The sequence below is a fragment of the Exiguobacterium sp. U13-1 genome, from assembly GCF_001750115.1.
Taxonomy (GTDB): Bacteria; Bacillota; Bacilli; order Exiguobacteriales; family Exiguobacteriaceae; genus Exiguobacterium_A; species Exiguobacterium_A acetylicum.
Map to the genome: position 1 here is coordinate 1074417 of NZ_CP015731.1, position 21315 is coordinate 1095731.

General features: G+C 45.1%; 22 protein-coding genes and 1 other annotated feature (1 of these 23 cut by a window edge). Of the genes, 15 read left to right on the forward strand and 7 right to left on the reverse strand.

Going from position 1 to position 21315, the window contains the following annotated elements; translation table 11 throughout:
• Positions 1-40, forward strand: a binding site (T-box leader); it begins 208 nt to the left of the window's first position.
• Between the two features lie 66 nt (positions 41-106).
• The 3 genes from asnA (at position 107) to ESP131_RS05505 (ending at position 2121) form a co-directional block, all read left to right on the forward strand.
• Positions 107-1081, forward strand: a complete 975-nt coding sequence (gene asnA, locus ESP131_RS05495) for an aspartate--ammonia ligase (RefSeq protein ID WP_029340849.1) — start codon at positions 107-109, stop codon at positions 1079-1081.
• Between the two features lie 166 nt (positions 1082-1247).
• Complete coding sequence (locus tag ESP131_RS05500; protein WP_029340850.1) at positions 1248-1469, forward strand: hypothetical protein; 222 nt, start codon at positions 1248-1250, stop codon at positions 1467-1469.
• A gap of 16 nt (positions 1470-1485) precedes the next feature.
• Positions 1486-2121, forward strand: a complete 636-nt coding sequence (locus ESP131_RS05505) for a DedA family protein (protein ID WP_051656215.1) — start codon at positions 1486-1488, stop codon at positions 2119-2121.
• 58 nt (positions 2122-2179) lie between these two features.
• Here ESP131_RS05505 and ESP131_RS05510 read toward each other — a convergent pair whose 3' ends face one another.
• Positions 2180-3640, reverse strand: a complete 1461-nt coding sequence (locus ESP131_RS05510) for a potassium/proton antiporter (RefSeq protein ID WP_029340852.1) — start codon at positions 3638-3640, stop codon at positions 2180-2182.
• A gap of 188 nt (positions 3641-3828) precedes the next feature.
• Between ESP131_RS05510 and ESP131_RS05515 the strand changes: the two genes are divergently transcribed.
• The gene (locus ESP131_RS05515) at positions 3829-5109 is read left to right on the forward strand and encodes an ABC transporter substrate-binding protein (protein WP_029340853.1); all 1281 of its coding nucleotides are present in this window, start codon (positions 3829-3831) and stop codon (positions 5107-5109) included.
• 58 nt (positions 5110-5167) lie between these two features.
• Here the strand turns inward: ESP131_RS05515 and ESP131_RS05520 are convergent, their stop codons facing one another.
• The gene (locus tag ESP131_RS05520; protein WP_069940337.1) at positions 5168-6457 is read right to left on the reverse strand and encodes an NCS2 family permease; all 1290 of its coding nucleotides are present in this window, start codon (positions 6455-6457) and stop codon (positions 5168-5170) included.
• 198 nt (positions 6458-6655) lie between these two features.
• Here ESP131_RS05520 and ESP131_RS05525 point away from each other — a divergent pair, with 198 nt between their 5' ends.
• The 11 genes from ESP131_RS05525 (at position 6656) to ESP131_RS05570 (ending at position 17579) form a co-directional block, all read left to right on the forward strand.
• Positions 6656-8419, forward strand: a complete 1764-nt coding sequence (locus ESP131_RS05525) for a sensor histidine kinase (RefSeq protein WP_047395124.1) — start codon at positions 6656-6658, stop codon at positions 8417-8419.
• Positions 8416-9120: a response regulator transcription factor gene (locus tag ESP131_RS05530; protein WP_023467243.1), complete on the forward strand. Its 705-nt coding sequence runs from the start codon at positions 8416-8418 to the stop codon at positions 9118-9120. The genes ESP131_RS05525 and ESP131_RS05530 overlap by 4 nt, the downstream gene beginning before the upstream one ends.
• 24 nt (positions 9121-9144) lie before the next feature.
• A complete protein-coding gene (gene deoD, locus ESP131_RS05535; protein WP_023467244.1) occupies positions 9145-9852 on the forward strand; it encodes a purine-nucleoside phosphorylase in 708 nt (235 codons plus the stop codon).
• Between the two features lie 100 nt (positions 9853-9952).
• Complete coding sequence (locus ESP131_RS05540; protein WP_047395127.1) at positions 9953-11335, forward strand: aldehyde dehydrogenase; 1383 nt, start codon at positions 9953-9955, stop codon at positions 11333-11335.
• A gap of 38 nt (positions 11336-11373) precedes the next feature.
• Positions 11374-12567 carry a CDP-glycerol glycerophosphotransferase family protein gene (locus ESP131_RS05545; RefSeq protein WP_231925693.1) on the forward strand — a complete coding sequence of 398 codons (1194 nt, stop codon included), beginning with the start codon at positions 11374-11376 and terminating at the stop codon, positions 12565-12567.
• A gap of 16 nt (positions 12568-12583) precedes the next feature.
• Positions 12584-12973, forward strand: coding sequence for a glycerol-3-phosphate cytidylyltransferase (tagD, locus tag ESP131_RS05550; RefSeq protein ID WP_029340858.1), 390 nt, complete (start codon positions 12584-12586; stop codon positions 12971-12973).
• A gap of 158 nt (positions 12974-13131) precedes the next feature.
• On the forward strand, positions 13132-14181 hold the full coding sequence (locus ESP131_RS05555) for a CDP-glycerol glycerophosphotransferase family protein (RefSeq protein ID WP_231925694.1): 1050 nt from the start codon (positions 13132-13134) through the stop codon (positions 14179-14181).
• A gap of 160 nt (positions 14182-14341) precedes the next feature.
• Complete coding sequence (locus tag ESP131_RS05560) at positions 14342-15055, forward strand: Crp/Fnr family transcriptional regulator (RefSeq protein ID WP_231925695.1); 714 nt, start codon at positions 14342-14344, stop codon at positions 15053-15055.
• A 234-nt stretch (positions 15056-15289) separates the two neighbouring features.
• Positions 15290-15403: a hypothetical protein gene (locus ESP131_RS16625; protein ID WP_023467253.1), complete on the forward strand. Its 114-nt coding sequence runs from the start codon at positions 15290-15292 to the stop codon at positions 15401-15403.
• A 12-nt stretch (positions 15404-15415) separates the two neighbouring features.
• Positions 15416-15886, forward strand: coding sequence for a cytochrome c oxidase subunit II (locus ESP131_RS05565; protein ID WP_069940338.1), 471 nt, complete (start codon positions 15416-15418; stop codon positions 15884-15886).
• Position 15887: 1 nt separating this feature from the next.
• Positions 15888-17579, forward strand: coding sequence for a b(o/a)3-type cytochrome-c oxidase subunit 1 (locus ESP131_RS05570; RefSeq protein ID WP_029340862.1), 1692 nt, complete (start codon positions 15888-15890; stop codon positions 17577-17579).
• Between the two features lie 90 nt (positions 17580-17669).
• On the opposite strand, the gene ESP131_RS05575 is transcribed toward ESP131_RS05570, so the two are convergent.
• The 5 genes from ESP131_RS05575 to ESP131_RS05595 are packed head-to-tail and all read right to left on the reverse strand — an operon-like array spanning position 17670 to position 21147.
• Positions 17670-18299 (reverse strand): response regulator, encoded by a 630-nt coding sequence (locus ESP131_RS05575; RefSeq protein ID WP_047395130.1) that lies wholly within the window; start codon positions 18297-18299, stop codon positions 17670-17672.
• Positions 18296-19321, reverse strand: a complete 1026-nt coding sequence (locus ESP131_RS05580; RefSeq protein ID WP_034785901.1) for a sensor histidine kinase — start codon at positions 19319-19321, stop codon at positions 18296-18298. The genes ESP131_RS05575 and ESP131_RS05580 overlap by 4 nt, the downstream gene beginning before the upstream one ends.
• Complete coding sequence (gene liaF, locus ESP131_RS05585) at positions 19318-20037, reverse strand: cell wall-active antibiotics response protein LiaF (RefSeq protein ID WP_029340864.1); 720 nt, start codon at positions 20035-20037, stop codon at positions 19318-19320. Before liaF ends, ESP131_RS05580 begins: the two co-directional genes overlap by 4 nt.
• A gap of 59 nt (positions 20038-20096) precedes the next feature.
• Positions 20097-20714 (reverse strand): PspA/IM30 family protein, encoded by a 618-nt coding sequence (locus tag ESP131_RS05590; protein ID WP_029340865.1) that lies wholly within the window; start codon positions 20712-20714, stop codon positions 20097-20099.
• Positions 20715-20769: 55 nt separating this feature from the next.
• Positions 20770-21147 carry a lmo0954 family membrane protein gene (locus ESP131_RS05595; protein WP_023467260.1) on the reverse strand — a complete coding sequence of 126 codons (378 nt, stop codon included), beginning with the start codon at positions 21145-21147 and terminating at the stop codon, positions 20770-20772.
• Between the last annotated feature and the right edge of the window lie 168 nt (positions 21148-21315).

Below are 21315 nucleotides of genomic sequence, written 5' to 3' on the forward strand. Positions count from 1 at the left end.
ACATGGGTGGTACCGCGGAACCGAGTCTTTCGTCCCATATTCTTGGGAAAGAAGGGCTCTTTTTTATGGCTTCTTTTTCAAAACACAATTGAGGAGGAACACCACCATGACAACACTCGTATCGATGAAACACACACAGGAAGCTATCACACTCGTAAAGAAACGCTTTGAAGAACGCTTTTCGACGACACTCGGATTGACACGTGTCGAAGCACCATTGTTCGTAGAAAGCACACTCGGTGTCAACGATCATCTCAACGGCGTAGAGCGCATCATTCGCTTCGATGCCTTGGATCACACAGCAGACCTCGAAATCGTACAATCTCTTGCAAAATGGAAGCGTCAAGCGCTTCATACGTATGGATTTGAAGCAGGAGAAGGCTTATACACGTTGATGCATGCGATTCGTCGCGATGAGATGCTGGATGCGACACACTCCATTCACGTCGATCAGTGGGATTGGGAACGTATCATTACGAAAGAACAACGGACGAGTGCTTATTTACAAGAAACGGTACAAGCGATCTATGCAACGATTCGTCAAGTTGAGCAAGAAGTGGAAGCGGAGTACGGCATTTCAGCAATCTTACCGGAAACGATTCATTTCATGACGACACAAGAGCTAGAGGATGCGTATCCGACACTTTCGACGAAAGAACGTGAAACTGAAGTCACAAAAGCATATGGTGCAGTTTTCCTCATGCAAATCGGTGGCGCATTGGCTTCAGGTGAGAAGCATGATGGTCGAGCGGCTGACTACGATGACTGGACACTCAACGGTGACATTTTAGTACACCACCCAGAAATCGGAGCATTCGAATTGTCTTCAATGGGAATTCGCGTTGACCGTGAAGCGCTTTTAAAACAGACGGCGATTGCTCAAGAAGAGGATAAATTGGCGTTCCCGTTCCATCAAGGTGTGCTCGAAGAGCGTCTACCGTTAACGATGGGTGGAGGAATCGGTCAATCCCGTATGGCGATGTTCTTATTGAAGAAACGTCACATCGGTGAAGTCCAGGCTTCTGTCTGGTCGGAAGAGACGCGTAAAAGTCTTCAAGCGGAAGGCGTCCACTTGCTCTGACATATATATAGTAAGAAAGCGTCAAAATAGGATGTTTATAAAGCAAAGGGCATGCTCCGATTCGGAAGCGTGCTCTTTTTTTAGGTTCGTAAGACCTCAGGCGGAGGAAAGACGTGTCGATTCCTGGTAGAATGGGGATAACAATAAATAAGAAAGAGGTGAAGACATGTCTTCTTTATTGATCGTAGGATTACTCATCCCTGTATTATTCCTTGTATTCCTTTGGTTCAACATTAAAGGATTACGGACGATGTGGCGGGATTATAAACGGACAGGCTCAATCGTTGCTCTCGGTTTCTTCATTGTCGGGATTATCGGAATTTTCACAGGTGTTTGGACGACATTAGTCGTCATCATTTATTATCTCCTCCGTCCAGCGAGAGGATGAACGGAGGGTTATTCGTATGTTGGAATGGTTGTTTTCAGCCGGAGAATCCAATCTCTGGCTGTTTTTAGGAATTATGATTGTTGGTCTTGGAACGGAATTGATTCCGGCAGAAGTGGGCTTACCGTTGCTCGGTCTATATGTGTCGAACGGAACGGTCAGTTGGACAGCTGCTGTTCTGGTCGGTTTTTTAGGAAGTCTGATGGGGGCGACGGTCTTTTATCTTCTAGGTCGTTATGCAGGTCGTCCGATACTTATCCGGTACGGCAAATGGTTACTGATTAAAGAAAAAGAAATTGAGCAAGGGGAGCGCATCGTCGGGAAATACGGAACATGGTCTGCTTTGTTCGGACGTTTTTTCCCAGTCGTGCGCTCGGTCGTCTCGATTCCGTGTGGTTTGTTTGGTCTTTCGTTCAAACGCTATTTACTCGCTTCAAGTATTGGACTTTTTCCAGTTTCCTTCTTTTACATCTGGGTCGGTGAACGATTCGGAGTAGAACGTGCTGAATCCATGCTAAAAGGGTTAGAACAAGAGTTATGGTGGATCTTAGGTGGAATCGTCGTGATTCTTGGTGGATACGTTCTCTACCGTCGTGCCAAAGCGAAACGTAAGGAACAGAAGCAAGACGCACAAACGAAACAATCAGATTCATGAATATGTAAAAAACAACGCAGTGGATCTTCAGGATCCACTGCGTTGTTTCATGAACAGATCAAGCGGGAGGAAACAAGAATCGTTTCAGTGTCTTGATCCGATGTTTTGGCGTTAGCAATAACAGTTGATCATTGCCTTCTAGGGCAGTGTCTCCGCGTGGAGTAATGATTTGATCATCACGGATGATAGCTGTGATCAAAAATTCCTGAGGCAAATCAATCTCTGAGATCGTCATTCCAATGAATGGATGGGACATCGGTAACGTCAATTCAATGATTTCCGCATTCGGTTTACCGATTGACATGAATTCAATGACGGTATGGATAGCAGAAGTCTGTGTTTCGTTCAGTCGTAACCGCTCGGAAAGGAACGTCAACATACTCCCTTGAATTAACGTTGATAATAAGACTGTGAAAAACACGATATTGAAGATCATCGATGCATTTTCGATATCGGCAACGAGAGGGTATGTCGCGAGAATGATTGGTACCGCTCCTTTTAGACCAGCAAAGGAAATGAAGACCTTCTCTTGCCACGAATAACGAAACGGAAGGAGACTCACCCAGACTGACAAAGGACGAGCGATGAAAATTAAGATCAGTGCCAGCGCAATGGAAGACAGGATGACCTGGACATCGAGCAATTGTTTCGGAAAGACGAGCAGACCGAGCACGATGAACATTCCGATTTGGGCAAGGTGCGCCATACTCATCGTAAAACGGACGAGTGTCTGTCGGTAGACGAGTTCATGATTACTGATGTAGATCGCTGTGACATATACTGCTAAAAATCCACTGGCGTGGAACGTATCAGCTAAACCGAAAGACAAGAAAGCAAACGACATGAGCATGATTGGATAAAAGCTAGAAGAGGACAAATCGATCCGATTGATCAAGGTCGAAGCTGCCCATCCAATCAACAAACCAATCAGAAGTCCCATCGCCATTTCCCAAACGAGTGATCCAAGTCCCGATAAGAGCGATGCTTCTTCAGGGTTTGTCACGAATTCAAGAAACAAGACAGTCAAAAAGACGGCCATCGGGTCATTCGTACCAGACTCGACTTCGAGTGTTGATCCGACTTTCCGTCGAATCGGCTGACCACTCAAGACAGAAAAGATGGCAGCGGCATCCGTCGAACCAACGATTGCGCCGAGTAAAAAAGCATTCGCCCAACTAAAGCCCAGAATATAATGGGAAGCAACGGCAACGATGGATGTAGCGATGAAGACTCCGAACGTCGCAAGCGAGAGGGAAGGGGCCAATTCATGACGCACTTCCTTCCAAACCGTTTGCAGACCACCTTCGAATAAGATGATGATGAGGGCAACGGTTCCGAGAAGCTGAGCCAGTTCTGCATCGTCAAAACGAATGAACCCCGTAATGTCGCTTCCGGCAATCATACCAAGAGCGATAAAAATCAGTAGAGCAGGAATATTCAGACGGCTTGATAACTTCGTCGTCCAGACGGCGGCAAACAGCAATATACCAATCAATAAAATCGTGAGTTGCAAGGACATGGCATCAAACTCCTATTCATAAAAGAATCTCTAGTTTCATGATACAACAATTCCGATAAAAAGACTCGGATAACGATTGTTCAATATTTTCCACCACACCGGACAACTTTCTCTCTCTTCATTGCAAGCGTTTTCATTTATTGTGAAGATGTAGCACGAAATGAAACGAAATCAGGGAGGGAATCCGAATGCGTAAAAGAAGATGGGCAGCATTACCTGTCGTCACGACGGCGATGGTCGTCGCTTTGGCAGCATGTGGTGGCGGTACATTGAATAGCGATGACTCGAAAGATAGTGGTTCAAAAGACGGTAAGACGCTCAACGTATTCCAATTCAAGGCTGAAATCGCAAAAGACATGGAAAAGATGGCAAAAGCGTATGAAAAAGAAACCGGGACGAAAGTCGTCGTGCAAACAGTCGGTGGTGGATCGGACTATGGCGCGGCTCTGAAATCACAGTTCGCTTCAGGTAATGAGCCGGATGTCTTTAACAACGGTGGCTTTACGGAAGCAAAAACATGGCAGGATAAGTTAGAAGATTTGTCAGATGAAAAGTGGGTCGGTGATCTAACGGACCTATCAAAAGAACCAATGACGATTGATGGTAAATTGTATGGTATGCCAATGAACCTTGAGGGGTATGGCTTTATCTACAATAAAGATATCTTCAAAAAAGCCGGTATCACGGAACTTCCGAAAACATTAACTGAATTGACGGAAGCTTCTAAGAAGCTGAAAGCAGACGGAGTGACGCCATTCTCGATTGGATACGGCGAGTGGTGGATTCTCGGTAATCACCTTTTGAACATTCCGGTCGCACAGCAGGATGATCCAGATCAGTTCATCGCAGACTTGAATTCTGGAAAAGGAAAGTTCGAAGATAACAAACAGTTCAAGGATTTCATGAATCTATTTGATTTAACGATTGAGTACGGTAATAAAAATCCGTTAACGACGGATTACAACACACAAGTCTCTCAATTTGCTGAAGGTAAGACAGCAATGCTTCAACAAGGGAACTGGGCACAACAATTGATTACGGACGTCAATCCGGACATCAACATGGGCTTCATCCCGATGCCGATCAATGATGATAAAGAAAAAATGGATCGTCTTCCTGTCGGCGTACCAAACAACTGGGTCGTCAACAAGAACTCGAAGAACAAAGCAGAAGCTAAAAAATTCCTCGAGTGGATGGCGATGTCTGATACAGGAAAAGACTACATGGTCAATAAATTCAAGTTCATCCCTGCCTTCAAATCAATCGAAGCGAAGGATTTAGGACCGCTTGCAGATGATATTCAAGCGTACTCGAAAGACGGAAAAACAATCTCATGGAACTGGTTCAAGTATCCGGATGGTGCTGTAAACGAGTTCGGAGCGATCATGCAAGCGTATGTTGGTAAGCAAAAAACAGCTGACGAGATGCTGCAGGACTTCACGAAGACATGGGATAAAATGAAGAAATAAGAAGTGATTCAAAAAACATGCCTGTTCCGATTAACTGACGGAACAGGCATGTTTTTTGTTATAAGAAGAATAATTGGATGAAGAAGAGAAGCGCGAATACATAGATGAGTGGATGGACACGCTCTTTTTGGATAGCTTTCATGATCGGATAGACGATGAAACCAAATGCGATACCGGTTGCGATGCTACCGGATAATGGCATGATCAAGATGACGAGGAATGCCGTGAAAGCTTCGCTGAAATCATCCCATGGAATCTGTTTGATGTTTTGAATCATGAAGGCACCGACTAAAATCAATGCTGGCGCAGTAATCGCAGGAACGCTCGAAATCGATTGAACGAACGGTCCAAAGACGGCAGATAATGCGAATAGAATCCCGACCGTCACGGACGTAAGTCCAGTCCGTCCACCAGCAGCAACACCCGCTGCAGATTCTACGTAAGCGGTTGTGGGGCTTGTTCCGAACAATGAACCAGCGACCATCGCAGTCGAATCAGATAATAGGGCACGTTCGCTGTTTTTCAATGACCCATCTTCTTCAATCAATCCAGCCTGTTCTCCGACAGCGACCATCGTACCTGTCGTGTCAAACATCGTCACGAGAACGAAGGAGAGGACACCGCTGAACAGACCGTATTGGAACACGTCTTGAATGGCGTTGAACGGATTCGTGATGATCAATCCTTCTGGTAACGTCGGTAACGCAACGAAGGAATCCGAGAACTTCAATTCACCTGTCAAGAATGCAATCAATCCAGAGAGAATCATGGCATAAAGGATGGCTCCTGGCACCCGTTTGATTGTTAGGATCGCAGCAACTAATAAGCCGATGAGTGTGATCAATGCTTCTGGTGACGTCAAGGCGCCAATCGTGACGATTGTATCTTCACTAGCGACGAGAATTCCTGACATCTTAAGACCGAGTGAAGCAATGAAAAGACCGATTCCACCTGTGATAGCAAGCTTTAATGTCATCGGAATGATCTCAATCAGCTTCGTACGAATCGGTGAGAGTGATAACAATAAGAAAATGACACCAGCGACGAAGACGACTGAGAGTGCTGTCTGATATGGAATCTTCTCACCAACGACAAGTGTATAAGTAAAATACGCATTAAGTCCCATTCCGGGTGCGACTGCGATTGGTAGATTCGCATAAAGTCCCATCAAGAGCGTACCGATCAATGTCGCGATGATCGTCGCAGAAAAAGCTTGAGCTTGAGGAATACCGGCATCTGCTAAAATCGTCGGATTGACGAGCAGAATATATGCCATCGTAATGAACGTTACGAATCCAGCTTGGATTTCACGTTTTACGGTTGTTTGATGTGCGGCAAGTTTAAACATGGATAAAAGGACCACCTTCATAACAAATTGATTAAAAAAACGAACATTGATGATATTATAGTAAAATTCATTCGGAATCAAGTCGAAACAAAAAAGAATTTTTTATCGGAATCGCGAAAGAGAATATCAGGAAATGATGTAAGCGGATTCAAGGTTATGATACGATTGATTACAAGAAAAAGGATGGGGGCGCCTTTCATGAAAAGTATCCGGACGCGTTTGATTCGTCTCGTTGTCCTGGCAATCTTGATTCCGACAGCCCTCGCGACATCGATTTCCTATTTGTATGTGCGGCACCAAAACATTGAACAGGCAGAACGTTCTAGCCTGAATGTTTTGACACGGGGAAATACACAGGTGACCCATTACATAGAGGATATCCGCCGTCTATCGACGAGTCTGTATGCGAATCGTTCGTTGATGAACATCATGCGCGTCGGAGCAGATCAGGAACTAGACGAATCCGATGGAGTCGTTTCGCGGGCGATGTTAGGTCTGTTTTTATCACGTCAAGATATCGAGCAGTTACATTTCGTCATCTTAAATGGTTATTCGGAGTATTCGGTCTACAATATGAAAACAACGAGTCGGGGAACGTTTGATTGGATGCAAGAAACGGATTATTTTCGATTGATGAAACAAAAAAGTGGCTGGTTGATTGACGAGGCGCACACGATTGAACCCTATAATGTCCACACGATGATTCTGGATGAGAAACAAGTCGTCAGTTTTCGTTATCGCATCGATCGTGTCGAGACAGATGAGCCGCTCGGCTTCCTTTCAGTCGATATTCCAGTCCATGTGTTTGAGCAACAGTTGAAGCTGTTCGAGAATGATCCAGAAGAGTCGTTATGGTTGATGACAGAACAGCGCGTCTTAGCACAGACTGGGGCAGAGATGGAACTACCAGTCGATCAATTCACTGGGCAAAGTGGGAGTTTACGTGTTGGAAAATCGTTCATCGTCTACTCGAAGACGATGACGAACGGCGTTCCACTAACACTCGTCAAACGAATTCCATATGCATCGGTCATCCAAGGGGCGAACGAAACGGCATTGATTCTTGTTTTGATTGGTCTAGTCTCACTATTCGTCATGATCATTGCCGCAAGTCTTGTTGCCATGCAGATCACGAAACCAATCAAACAGTTGACGGCAAATGTCTGGCGAGTCGAACAAGGGGATTTATCAGCACCGTTCGTTGCGACGACGAATGATGAGATTGGATTACTCAATCGCCAGTTCCAACGCATGATTCAACGGATTGATCGTTTAATCAAACGGGAGTATCGACTGGCACTTGAAAATCGGACGAATGAGCTACGGGCATTACAATCCCAGCTCAATCCGCACTTCTTATTCAATGCCTTACAATCGATCGGAACGACGACGTTACAAGGAGACCGGAAGATTGCTTACCGCTCGATCACCGGATTATCACAAATGATGCGTTATTCGATGAATAATGAGCAGACGATCGTGACGCTAAAACAAGAAGTCGATCATCTCCAGGCGTATATTCGTTTGCAACAGCAACGTTTTCCAGAACGGTTCCGTTATATCGTTGACGTCCCGTGGCATCTCAATGACATTGAAGTGCCGAAGATGATCTTGCAACCGTTCGCTGAAAACTACTTTAAACACGGCTTTCAGCAGCAATTAGCAGCGACGGAAAACTATCTCGCCTACAAAGTACGGACGGATGGTGGACGTCTCATCATTCAAATCGAGAATAGCGGCGCCATTCTTGAAACAGGACGACTTGAAGAGATTGATCGAAAAATGCGTATGCATCGTAACCCAGAAGACCTCGAGACGAGCGGCATTGGTCTCCATAATATTTATGAACGGCTCTTGATTTTTTACGGGGAACAAGCAAATATGACGCTCTCTTCTTCAGCTGTAGAGGGAGGATTCAAAATCGTGATTCGGATTCCATATGAGAAGGGGGACTTGGCATGAACGTGTTGATCGTAGACGATGAACGACATGTACGGGAAGCGGTCAAATTGCTCGGAGAATGGGACAGTTGGCAGGTCTCACATATTTACGAGGCGGAACATGGGGAAGAAGCGAAACGATTACTGGATACTGGAACGATTGATTTAATGCTGACAGATGTCGAAATGCCAGGACTCGACGGACTAACATTACTAGAATGGACAAAAAATCATCATCCAAAGGTCGTCACGATCGTGCTGACAGGGTATGATGATTATACGTATATGCGACGTGCCATTTTGCATCAATCCTTTGATTATTTATTGAAGCCGGTTGATCCAGATGTACTCAATGATGCCTTGTCCCGCGCGATGGAATGTATCCATCCGGTAGTGGAATCAGGGGAAGCGATTGATCAAATCGCCAAATACATCGAAACGCATTATGCGGAAGAATTGACACTGCAATTCATGAGCGAACGGTTTTACTTGAGCCGAGAGTATATATCACGACGCTTCAAACAGCGTTTTTCCGTTAACTTATCTGATTACATTCAAACGATTCGCTTGAATCGGGCGAAGGAATTACTAAGTGAAACGGAAGCGCGTATTTACGAAATCGCACTTGAAGTCGGATATCAGGATGATAAGTATTTTCGGAAAGTGTTCAAAAAACAATTCGGTATGACACCGAATGAGTTTCGTGAATTGTTGTCGATTTAAACGACTATCGAGGAGGAATCGTACATGAGTGTACACATTAACGCAGCTGAAGGACAAATCGCCGAAACGGTCTTACTTCCAGGAGATCCGTTACGTGCTAAATACATCGCTGAGACATTTTTAGAGGATGTCGTTCTTTATAACGAAGTTCGAGGAATGTATGGCTTCACAGGTACTTATAAAGGGAAAAAGGTTTCGGTTCAAGGGACAGGTATGGGTGTACCATCGATGTCGATCTATGCGAACGAACTCGTTCAGTCATACGGTGCGAAAAACTTGATTCGTGTCGGAACTGCTGGTGGGATCACTCCAGACGTTAAAGTCCGTGACGTCGTCATCGCGATGAGTGCTTCGCATGACATGGCACAGAACCGTGTTCGTTTTAATGGACTAGACTACGCACCGACTGCTTCTTTTGATCTGTTGCATAAAGCGTATACAGCAGCAAAAGAACAAGGTATCGATGCAAAAGTCGGTCAAATCTTCACGACGGATCAGTTCTACCAAGATGATTTCCATCACTTCAAAAAATGGGCAGATTTCGGATGCCTCGCGATCGAGATGGAAGCAGCAGGACTCTACACTCTCGCTGCGAAACATAAAGTGAATGCATTGACGATCTTGACGATTTCAGATCACCTGTTGACAGGAGAAGAAACGACATCGGAAGAGCGCCAAACGACATTCAACGATATGATGAAAGTTGCACTTGAGACAGCGATTCAATTATAAGAAGCAAGACGGAGAAGCCTCTCCGTCTTTTTTCATATCGAAAAAGAGATATGGTAAGATGAAATCAGTGTTATAGATCAGTTAAAGGGGAGATTCTCGGATGGAAACAACGATGACAGAGACAGTGCTTTCAGAACGTCTTCAGACGCAACGCCACTTTTTCCAAACAGGTGCAACACGTAGTCTAGCTTTTCGCTTAAGTATGCTGACGTTCTTACGCCAAGCGATTGAAACGCATGAAGCTGCGATCTATGAGGCATTAAAACAAGATCTTAATAAAGGACAGCATGATGCTTTTACGACGGAAATCGGTTTCGTTTATGGAGAAATTCAACGGATGGAGCGACAACTCCGTCGACTGGCACGCCCGAAGCGTGTCGCAACACCGCTTCTGCATATCGGATCGAAAAGTGAAATCCAGTACGAACCCTATGGCAACGTTCTTGTCATCGCACCATGGAACTATCCTTTCCAGCTGGCACTTGCTCCGGTCATTGGTGCGATTGCGGCGGGGAATACGGTCGTCCTTAAACCATCCGAGCTGACACCGAATGTCTCTCGTGTATTACGAGAAGTCTTTGAAACGGCATTCCATGAACGATTCGGAATCGTTATAGAAGGAGATGCTGAAGTCAGTAGCGCCTTATTAAACGAACGTTTTGATTATATCTTCTTTACGGGTTCCACACGCGTCGGAAAAATCGTGCATCAGGCTGCGGCGAAGCATTTGACGCCGGTCACACTTGAACTGGGTGGAAAATCACCGACGATCGTTCACAAGGATGCGGATCTTCGTCTAGCGGCGAAGCGGATCGCATGGGGAAAATGGCTGAATGCCGGACAGACATGTATTGCACCGGATTACGTATTAATCCATGAAGACGTCAAAGAACGTTTCTTGCAGTTGATTGAAGAAGAAGCCTTCAAACAGTATGGGAATGGCGTCGGTGTCTTATCCTACGTCAAAATCGTATCGGACGATCATCTGAATCGTCTCAGCAGTTACTTGTCGCAAGGGACGATTGAATTCGGTGGACAAGTCGATCCGGAAACGCGCAAGATGGCGCCGACCGTCATGACGAATGTAGCGGTGGATGCTCCATTGATGCAAGACGAAATCTTCGGACCGATCCTGCCGGTGTTGACCTACCGTGAAATCGAAGAAGTCATCGCGTTCGTCAATGAGCGTGACAAACCGCTTGCACTTTATCTGTTCACAGAGAACAAAGCCGTCGAACATCGTATCCTTGAACGGATTTCATTCGGTGGCGGATGTGTCAACGATACATTGATGCACGTCGCACAGCATCATTTACCATTTGGTGGAGTCGGGGCGAGTGGCATGGGTGGATATCATGGCAAGTATAGTTTCGAGACGTTCAGCCACCGTAAAGGAATCGTCAAAAACACGACGGCGTTTGATTTACCTTTCCGCTACATGCGAACAAATAGCAATTCCAAATGGATGCGCTTTTTGTTATGATGAGCTGTGATTAATTGACTTAAGAAGGAGCTCTTCACTTGAAAGATCAAGTAAAACAGTGGATCAAACGAACAGGTTTTATTGAATACGGTCTACAGACCGTCATGAAAGTCTTTACATGGTTTCCACAAAAACGAAATCGAGTCCTTTTCGAGAGTTTTCTCGGAAAACAATATAGTGACAGTCCGCGCGCCATCTACGAATTGATGAGTACGATGCATCCGGAGTGTGAGTTGATTTTTAGTAAACAACGAGGTGTTACGTTTCCACCAGACGTCAAGACAGTAGATCGGTTGACATTTCGCTGGATTTATTTGCTCGCGACATCACGGGTCTGGGTATCAAACAGTCGGTTACCGGGTTGGTTGATCAAACCGAAAAAAACGTATTATCTCCAAACATGGCACGGCACACCGCTCAAAAAGCTCGCGCTTGATATGGATGATGTCCAAATGGCGAATACGACGACTGAGCGGTACAAGCAAGGATTTAAGCAGGAGACTGCAAAATGGTCCGGCTTAATTTCTCCGAATGCCTATTCTAGTTCAATCTTTCGACGGGCATTTGCTTTTGAAGGTGAGATGCTAGAAATTGGATACCCTCGAAATGATATATTTTATCAAGAGGCACGGCATGCTAAAATCAAAGAAACGGTTTATCGCCACTATGAGATTGATTCTTCGAAAAAAGTCTTGCTGTATGCACCTACTTGGCGAGATAATGCGTTCGAAGGTCAAGGGAAATATTCATTTGAGCTGCCCTTTTCGTTGGAGGAATTTGAAAAGCGATTTGGGGATGAATATGTTCTGCTTATCCGAATGCACTATTTAGTCGGAAGTCGTCTCGACGTCACTGCTTATCCATCCGTTCGAAATACATCGGACTACCCGGATATCGCGGAGCTATATATGGCGTCAGACGCTTTGATCACGGATTATTCTTCTGTCATGTTCGATTTTGCGCATTTATCGCGTCCGATTTTGTTCTATACGTATGACTTAGAACATTATCGCGATCAGTTGCGCGGATTTTACTTCGATTTTGAACAGGAGGCACCGGGACCATTATTATCCACTGAAACAGCACTATTTGAAGAATTGAATCAGTTGGATGATTGGCACACACGGTATGCATCAGCATTCCGAGCGTTCCAAGAGACGTATTGTCAATGGGATGATGGGCAGGCTTCAGAACGGGCGATGAAGACGATCATAAAGAGAATTTACGGATAAAAGGGAGAGCAAAATCATGAAGAAGGTTATTACGTACGGAACATTTGATTTATTGCACTGGGGTCACATCAACATCTTAAAACGTGCAAAAGAGATGGGCGATTACCTCATCGTCGCGATTTCGACAGACGAATTCAATCGTTTGAAACATAAACAGTCTTACCACAACTTCGAGAATCGGAAGATGATCCTTGAAGCCATCCGTTACGTGGATGAAGTCATTCCAGAAAACAGTTGGGATCAAAAAGTAGAAGATGTGCAAAAACATGATGTTGATCTCTTCGTCATGGGTGACGACTGGAAAGGTGAGTTCGACTTCTTGAAAGAGCACTGTGAAGTCGTTTACCTCAGCCGGACTGAAGGCATCTCTACAAGCCAGATTAAAACGGAATTAGCTTCGAAGTGATTGAAGAGGAGACCACACGATTGAAGTGCGGTCTTTCTTCGTAGAAGGGCAGGATGAAAGTGGTTAGAGAAGGAATCGTATGGGTCTATTTATTGTTGTTTCGTATTTGTTATGGTGTCTTTCGATGGTTACCGCTTCGATCAGTCACTTTGTTTTGGATGACGTATGGTGATAACGCAAAACCTGTTAATGATCGCTTAGCGCAGGAATTGCCAAGTGAGAAACGGTATCTTGTATATGATCATCATTTCATGAAGCAGCCGGATCTGTGGAAGTCAGATCGGACTCTTCGATTTCGTCGTTTACGATTCGTTCGACTGGCGTATTTGCTTGCGACCTCCCGGACGGTCTTCGTCGATAATTATGTCGCAGAGTTCAGTGTCGCAACAACGCGACGAGGAGCACGACGTATCCAGCTATGGCACGCGGCAGGAACATTAAAGCAATTTGGACTGACCTCTTCAAAAAGTCTGTTCGTATCGGAACGAGTACGCAATCGATTTCGACGTGTTTATCAGGAATATGGCGATTTCATCGTACCGGGAATGCGCTGTGCGACACAGTTCATGACGCCACACGACTTAAAACGATCCCATTTTAAACCATTCGGCATGCCACGAACGGACTATTGGTTTGATGAGGAGCAACGAAAGCAGAAAACACTGGAATTAAGAAAACAATACGCAAAGACTGACCGTCGGATCTTATTGTATGCACCGACATACCGGGAATACAAAGGGACAGAAGATCATACGATTCAACAGTTCGAACAACTTGCTCAAGCGGGATGGACGATTCTCGTTAAATTACATCCGACGATTCGAGCTCTTTCTACCTATCGTTCTAGCCATATCCATCTTCTAGACGATACGTATCAGATCAATGATTACTTGCTGATCACAGATGTTCTCGTAACTGATTATTCTTCCATTCCATTTGAAAGCTGTCTCCTCAACATTCCGGCGTTCTTGTATACACCGGACATTGACACATACCGACAACTACCAGGGCTCGTTGATCAATATCCGAAACCGCTACCTGTCCGACAGACTGAACGGATGGAGCAGTTGATGGAGTGGATCATGTCTGATGTGATACTTGAAGAATGTCGTCAACACATGCAGAAGTTCCAACAGAACTGGTACGATCAGACACCCGGTCAAGCAGTCAATCGAATTGTTCATCATTACTATGGTATAAATCCATGACATCACTCCTGACGATTTCTTTTGTATTCTTAAAAGTAGTCGTCAGGTAATTTTAAAAATAATAATGTGAAATGTTGAACAAAGTTTGACAATCTTTTGAAAATCCATTCTTTTGGACTGTGATGTTCTATACTAAAAGCAGAAGAAGAGGAGAGGAGAAATGGATATGCTAACTTGTGGAACGACGGAAGCCAATACGTTCGTCTTATCACCTGAGACAAGAACGTTACTGGAGAGCTTCATGACGGAAACGACGTTCAAAAAGGATTCCATCGTCTGTTGGGAAGGGGAATTGAACGACAAGTTGTTTTATGTGAAACAAGGAGGCGTCAAACTATCGAAGTTGACGAAAAAGGGCAGTCCATTACTCATGTTTTTATACTTCAAAGGGGATTTGTTTGGTGAATTTGATGTAGGAGAAGCTTTTCCGAGCTCCTACAGTATTGAAACGATGGAAGATAGCATCATCGGATTCTTATCAAAAAATCAATTAGAAGAGCTCATGAAAAAAGACGGTGCCTTTGCGCTTGAAATCATGCGGTGGCAAGCATTAATGCGGAAGCAAACGGAAACGAAATTACGTGACTTACTACTGTTTGGAAAACCAGGGGCATTAGCTTCGACGTTACTTCGCCTGATTGCGATGGAAGGGGAACAGGTGGGAGAAGCTTATCGTCTTGCGAAGCGACCATCCGACGGTGAATTTGGTCAATTGATTGGTGCACCACGTGAAACTGTTAATCGTATGTTTTCTCAGTGGAAAAAAGAAGGGGTCATTTCGATGACAGCAAAAGAAATCATCATTCACAATCCGCAATATTTACGGGATCTGTGTCATTGTGAAGGGTGCCCGGCAGGTGTTTGTCGAATTTAATCGATAGTATGCGAACAATTCGAACGTGAAGCAGTTTTTTCTGTCTCATGTTGGAATTGTTTTTTTTTTGTATAGAAGTAGCACTTTCCTCGCTTGTTCAGATGTGAACTTTCTGTGTGTTTTTAGAAAGAAAACTGCGGAATTTTCATATTTAAAGTGATATTTATCACAGTTTCCAGACTTGCTGAATTCTTACAATAAAGACAAGTTCAAAGCAGGAGAGGAGAAATCATCATGAGCCAAAAAACAGAATCGAACCTAAAAGGAACATTCGTTGCCGTTCTGATCGTGGCAGGTGTCATCATCGGGATGTGGAGCTCAATCTTTCTATTATTCATATCACGTTAAGGGGGAGTCACGATGCATATTCATCGTCTAGAAAAAATCTGGCTGGTCTTTGGATCAGCGATGCTAGCGGTTTTCTTGATCATCATCGGCGTATCCGCTTTTGCATCCGGGAATCAACCGCCATCCGATGCGACATTGATTGATCCGACGAAAGTCGATCAAACTAAGCCATTTGATAAGCCAGGACTAAAGAAGATTGATGACAACCTATATGAAGCGGTCATCGTTTCACAAGCTTTTCAGTTTACACCAAAAGATATGGTCATACCTAAAGGAGCGACAGTCGATTTTCTCGTGACATCGAAGGACGTCGTTCATGGATTTGAAATCGTTAAGACGAACGTCAACATGATGGTCGTTCCCGGACATATTAATTCGATTGAGTATACGTTCAAGGAAGCTGGCGAGTATCTCGTCGTCTGTAATGAATACTGTGGAAATGCTCATCATATGATGACAACCAAAATCAAGGTGGTGGAATAAGATGAATGCCATTTCAAAAAAACTACGACAGTTCGAGATGGAACGTGGTTTACCGGCTACCGTCATCGGAATCAAGGAAGCAAAACTGGCCTTCGCACATGTCAGTTTTTCACTTGTCGCTTTATTGATCGGTGGTCTATGTGGATTACTACAAACGATGGTACGAACAGGTGCCATTCCAGAGATTGCTGGAATCGGATATTATGAGCTTCTGACTGCACATGGGTTGATGCTTGCGATCGTCTTTACGACATTATTCATTTTTGGATTATTGTTTTCATTTTTAGGTCAATCATTCGGACGCTTCGAAGAGTTTCCTCGACGTCTTGGATGGGTCGGATTTTGGTTCATGATCCTTGGTGTCGTCCTCGTCACGTGGATGGTACTTGCAGGTGAAGCTTCCGTCCTCTATACATTCTATGCACCACTCAAGGCACACCCTGTATTTTATATCGGACTCGTCATCTTCGTCGTCGGAACATGGATCGCGTCTGGTGCCATGTTCCGCATGTATGCTGATTACAAGCGGGAACATCCTGGCGTTCATCCACCGCTTCAAGCGTACATGAGCATCATGACTGCCTTGTTATGGGTCGTTGCGACACTCGGCGTAGCGGCAACGATTCTCTTTCAGTTACTTCCCTTATCCCTCGGTTGGACAGATAAGGTCGGAATCGAGCTATCCCGGACGCTATTTTGGTACTTTGGTCATCCACTCGTCTATTTCTGGTTGTTACCTGCCTACATCGTCTGGTATACGGTCATTCCGAAAATCGTTGGTGGCAAGATTTTTTCTGACGCGTTAGCACGTATGTCATTTTTATTATTCCTACTCTTTTCCTTCCCGGTTGGTTTTCACCATCAATTGTTAGAGCCAGGGATTTCAGCATTTTGGAAATATGTCCAAGTCGTCTTGACATTCCTCGTCATCATCCCATCATTGATGACAGCCTTCTCCATGTTTGCGACATTCGAGTTAGCGGGACGCCGTAAGGGAGCAACTGGCATATTTGGTTGGGTAAAGAAAATGCCGTATCGTGATGTTCGTTTTCTTGCACCGTTCATCGGGATGTTATTCTTCATTCCAGCAGGTGCAGGTGGTGTCATTAATGCGTCCCATCAACTAAATATCATCGTTCACAATACATTATGGGTCACTGGACACTTTCACATCACGGTCGGTGCGGCTGTCGCACTAACGTTCTTCGGAACAGCGTACTGGCTTGTTCCACTCTTACGTGGTCGGACGTTGACGCCGGCAATGAATCGTCTCGGACTTGTTCAAACGGCTGCCTGGACGATCGGAATGCTCTTCATGTCGACGGCGATGCATATCTCAGGTCTACTCGGTAATCCAAGACGGACCGGTCCGGCAACTTATTTCAAAGATTCAATCGTCGCCGACTGGATTCCGTATCATGTTGCAATGGCGATCGGTGGAACGATTTTATTCATCTCGATTCTGCTATTCCTCTATGCGATGTTCCAACTTGCTTTCCGGGCACCGAAGGGAAAAGAAGAATTTCCGATTGCTGAAACAGAAGAAAAGGCGATGGCAACACCACTCTTCTTTGAAAATTGGAAGCTATGGATTTTCGTGACGTTCGCTTTGATTGCGTTTGCCTATACGGTACCGATTTGGCATATGATTGAAAATGCCCCTCCAGGAGCTCCCGGATGGAGACTCTGGTAAGACAGTGAAAAACCCCGAATCGTCTCTAAATAGGAGACGATTCGGGGTTCTTTGCGTGAGCTTAAGGAATAAGTAATGAAGGGCTAAATCTTATTTGACGAGATTATGCTTGAAGGCATAGACGACAGCTTGTGTACGGTCTACGACATCGAGTTTCGATAAGATGTTCGAGACGTGTGTCTTAACGGTTTTTAAGGAAATGAATAATTCGTCTGCGATTTCTTGGTTCGCCATACCACGAGCCATCAATTGAAGAACTTCCTGCTCACGTTCCGTCAAATCATCATGCAAGTGTGTCGTAGGACGACGAAGACGTTCCATCATTTTACCGGTCACTTGTGCTGCCATGACCGATTGACCGTTTGCCGTTTTGCGAATCGCTTCTGCAATATCAAAGGCGCTAGCGGTCTTTAAAACATAACTCATCGCACCCGCTTCAATGACAGGATAGACTTTCTCGTCATCAAGAAAACTCGTCACGACGAGAATTTTTGCTTCCGGCCAGTCTTTGCGAATCAGTCGTGTTCCTTCGACGCCATCAACTGGCTCCATCACTAAATCCATCAAAATGACATCCGGTCGATGTTCAAGCGCAAGAAAGGCTCCTGCTTGACCATCCGACGCTTCGGCGACGACCTCGATGTCTGGTTGTGTGGAAAGGAAAGCAGACACACCGGCCCGGACCATCTCATGATCATCTACTAATAATACGCGTATCATACTTGCACCATCCGATCTTTTCTAAGTTTGACTTCGATTTGGGTTCCTTGTCCTGGAACACTGACGAGACGAATCGTTCCGCCCATCTCAGCCGTCCGTTCCCGCATCGAATTAATGCCATAAGAGGCAAGTTTCTTTTCATCAACGACGAATCCGACACCATCATCATTCATGCTCAGAATGATCGTTTCGTTGAATTGTCGAAGTTCAATATCCATATGAGACGCTTTCGCGTGACGTAATGCATTCGTCAATCCTTCTTGAACGATCCGGAATAACTCGTTTTCAATTTGTCGTGGCAGTGACATCTCTTCTAACTTCCAACTTAATTGTGTGGACTGCTTTCTAGATAATTCTTCGAGCAATTGAGAAAGTCCTTGTTGTAACGTCATCCCTTCAAGTTCGACGGGGCGAAGTTGAAGTAAGAGTGAGCGCATTTCAGACTGTGCCGTTTGTGCCATCGTCTCGACCATCTCGATTTGTTTGGCGGCAGCTTCAGGTTGAGACAGAATCGTCTGTTTGGCTGCTGTTGTCATCATGGAAATGGCATAAAGCTGTTGCGAAACGGAGTCATGTAAATCACGTGCGAGTCGCTTTCGTTCTTCCGTAACGGCTTGAACTCTTACTTGTTCAACATGTTGCGGACGCGTGCTGATCTTTTGGACGGTTTCGACTTGTTCGTCGATACGTTTTCCGATCCGCGATAAGCGTGTCAACGTATGGAAGTAGGGACCGGGAACGATTGTCACATCTTTTCCTTGTTCCAGTTCAATGATGGCAGTCGTGACACGTTTGAAGTCACGTCGCAAGAAAAAGTAATGCATGCTACCGATGGCAAGGGGTAGTAATAACGAGAGTCCGATGACGAGTAGAAGGACAGGGAAATCTTGTTGACGGACGAACAAGACATGCCAATCGACTTGTCGCGTACTTAAGAATAACAACGTCGTCATGACGGCTGTCAAAAAGCCCGTCATGACTTGGAGTGCAATGACACCAAGCGGGAATTGATCACGCTTCATATCGAAGACACCTCCACGTTGCCAATACCGAGCATGACATGAATACGAACCTTCCGTGTCGCTTCACCGTATTCCGGTGCTCGGAATTGAATACGTCGATTAAAGAAGGTTGGAATCCGGCGGATGTCCGTCTTGACGCTTCCGAAGCCGATTGAGGTATCAAGCGTATAGTCATAGCCGGACGGTAAAAGAATCCGAACGTCTCCGACGACACCACTGACGACGATTAATGTCTCACCTTCCGGAACGTAAGCGTGTGTCAAATCGATTTCTAAATCCTTGACGATGAACTGTTCGCTTAAATCCTGTAAGACGTATGGTGCATCGGCTTGGGTTGAGAAGGAGTAAGCCGGTTGAATCTTGATGCCTTCTTCTTCATATTGATGCGGGGCAATCCGTGAAAACAAAAATTCTCGGACGGAATGCCGTGTTACGAGAATAATCCCAAGATAGAGCAAAATTCCGGCAATGACAAAACCGATGGCAGCCGAACTAAGGACGACGCCAGCAAGAATGATCGTACCGACGATGTAGAAGAGAATCGCTAATTTTTCATGATTGCGTCGTCGGAAATGAATCCCGACATAGTACAGCAGGAACGGAAATAAGACACCAAACAATACATTTCCTGCACCGGACAATAGGTCATAGAACAGACCGAGGGCGAACAGGATCGATACGTAACCGACCAGTTGTTTCGTACTTAATCGTCGCACGATCAATCTCCTTTCTAACATGACAAAGGGAGGCATACGCCTCCTTCGTCATTGACTGCTTATTGGTGAATGCGGCGCTCGAGTTCAGCGATACGCGCATCGATATCATCTTCATCAACGGCTGGTTGTTTTGCCTCAGGCTCTTCTGCCGTAAACGGATGTGCTTCTTCTTTTATAGTAGCATTTGGTTCGCGATCTAGCACCTGGTTCATCTTGTTTTTTAAGTTTGAGACGTTTTCGCGCATCATCCATTCGTACCGTTTGTTCTGTAAATCTTCGAGCTTTAACTTCAACTCGAGAGCTTCACGTTCCAATTCGTTCAACTCGCGTTTCGTCTCAGCGACGAGTTCTTCGAAGAACCGGTATTGCTCCCCGTAATGTTTCGATTCGATGGCTGCGCGCTCAGCCAGTTGTTGTTCACCGGCTTCATTTGCGATCTCAACTTGCTTGAAGCGTTTATCGGCTAAATCCTTCGCTTCTTCTTGTTTATGCGTTAATTCTTGCAGTAATGTCCGTTGACGCTCGAGTAGTCGATCGATTTCTTTTAAATCAGCTTCTGTAGATCGAATATGACGAACGAGCTTTTTAGCAGGTACTTCGCCCTGTTCGGCTGCCTTTTTAACTTCTGTCATCATTTGTGTTGCAAAATCGTTGAGTTGATCAAATACATTTTTCATGAAAAATTCCTCCTTAGAAGTGGCGAATGCTATCGGGTCATACCTTTTGATTTGATTAGAAACGTTTTTCGTCTAAGTCTTTCCAGTCTGCTTCGAAATGTGTCGTTGATGTACGGCGACGGTTAAAGAGATCCTGGACATTAACACGTTGTAGCTTCATACGCATGTAACCGACGTACAATGCGATGGCTGCTGCGATTCCGATAACTGCCCAGATGTTCGAGAGGGCAAGTCCGATTCCGATGGCTGCTAGGAATCCGAAACCGAGTTTCGCTGGCCATTTGTTCGATTGCATGAACTTACTGATCGAATAGAACGCGAGTAACGCCCCTAAGCCAAGTCCGATCATGTGCGGTAATGTTCCGATGACAACGGCAAGTAATGCCAGTCCAGCGAGAATCATCACCAGTTGTTTTCCTTTCGATTGCTTCATGAGGAAGCCTCCCTTGTGTTGATACCTTTATGATACGGGAGTCCTTCTGTTCCGACGACGCTCTTTGGACCGTATTTGCTCTCGGGCTTAAGGCGGAGAGAAGGTCTGACTTCGAGGGAAGCGCTGTCAGAACCATTGATTGATATGGTATTCTATAAAGGAATCGAA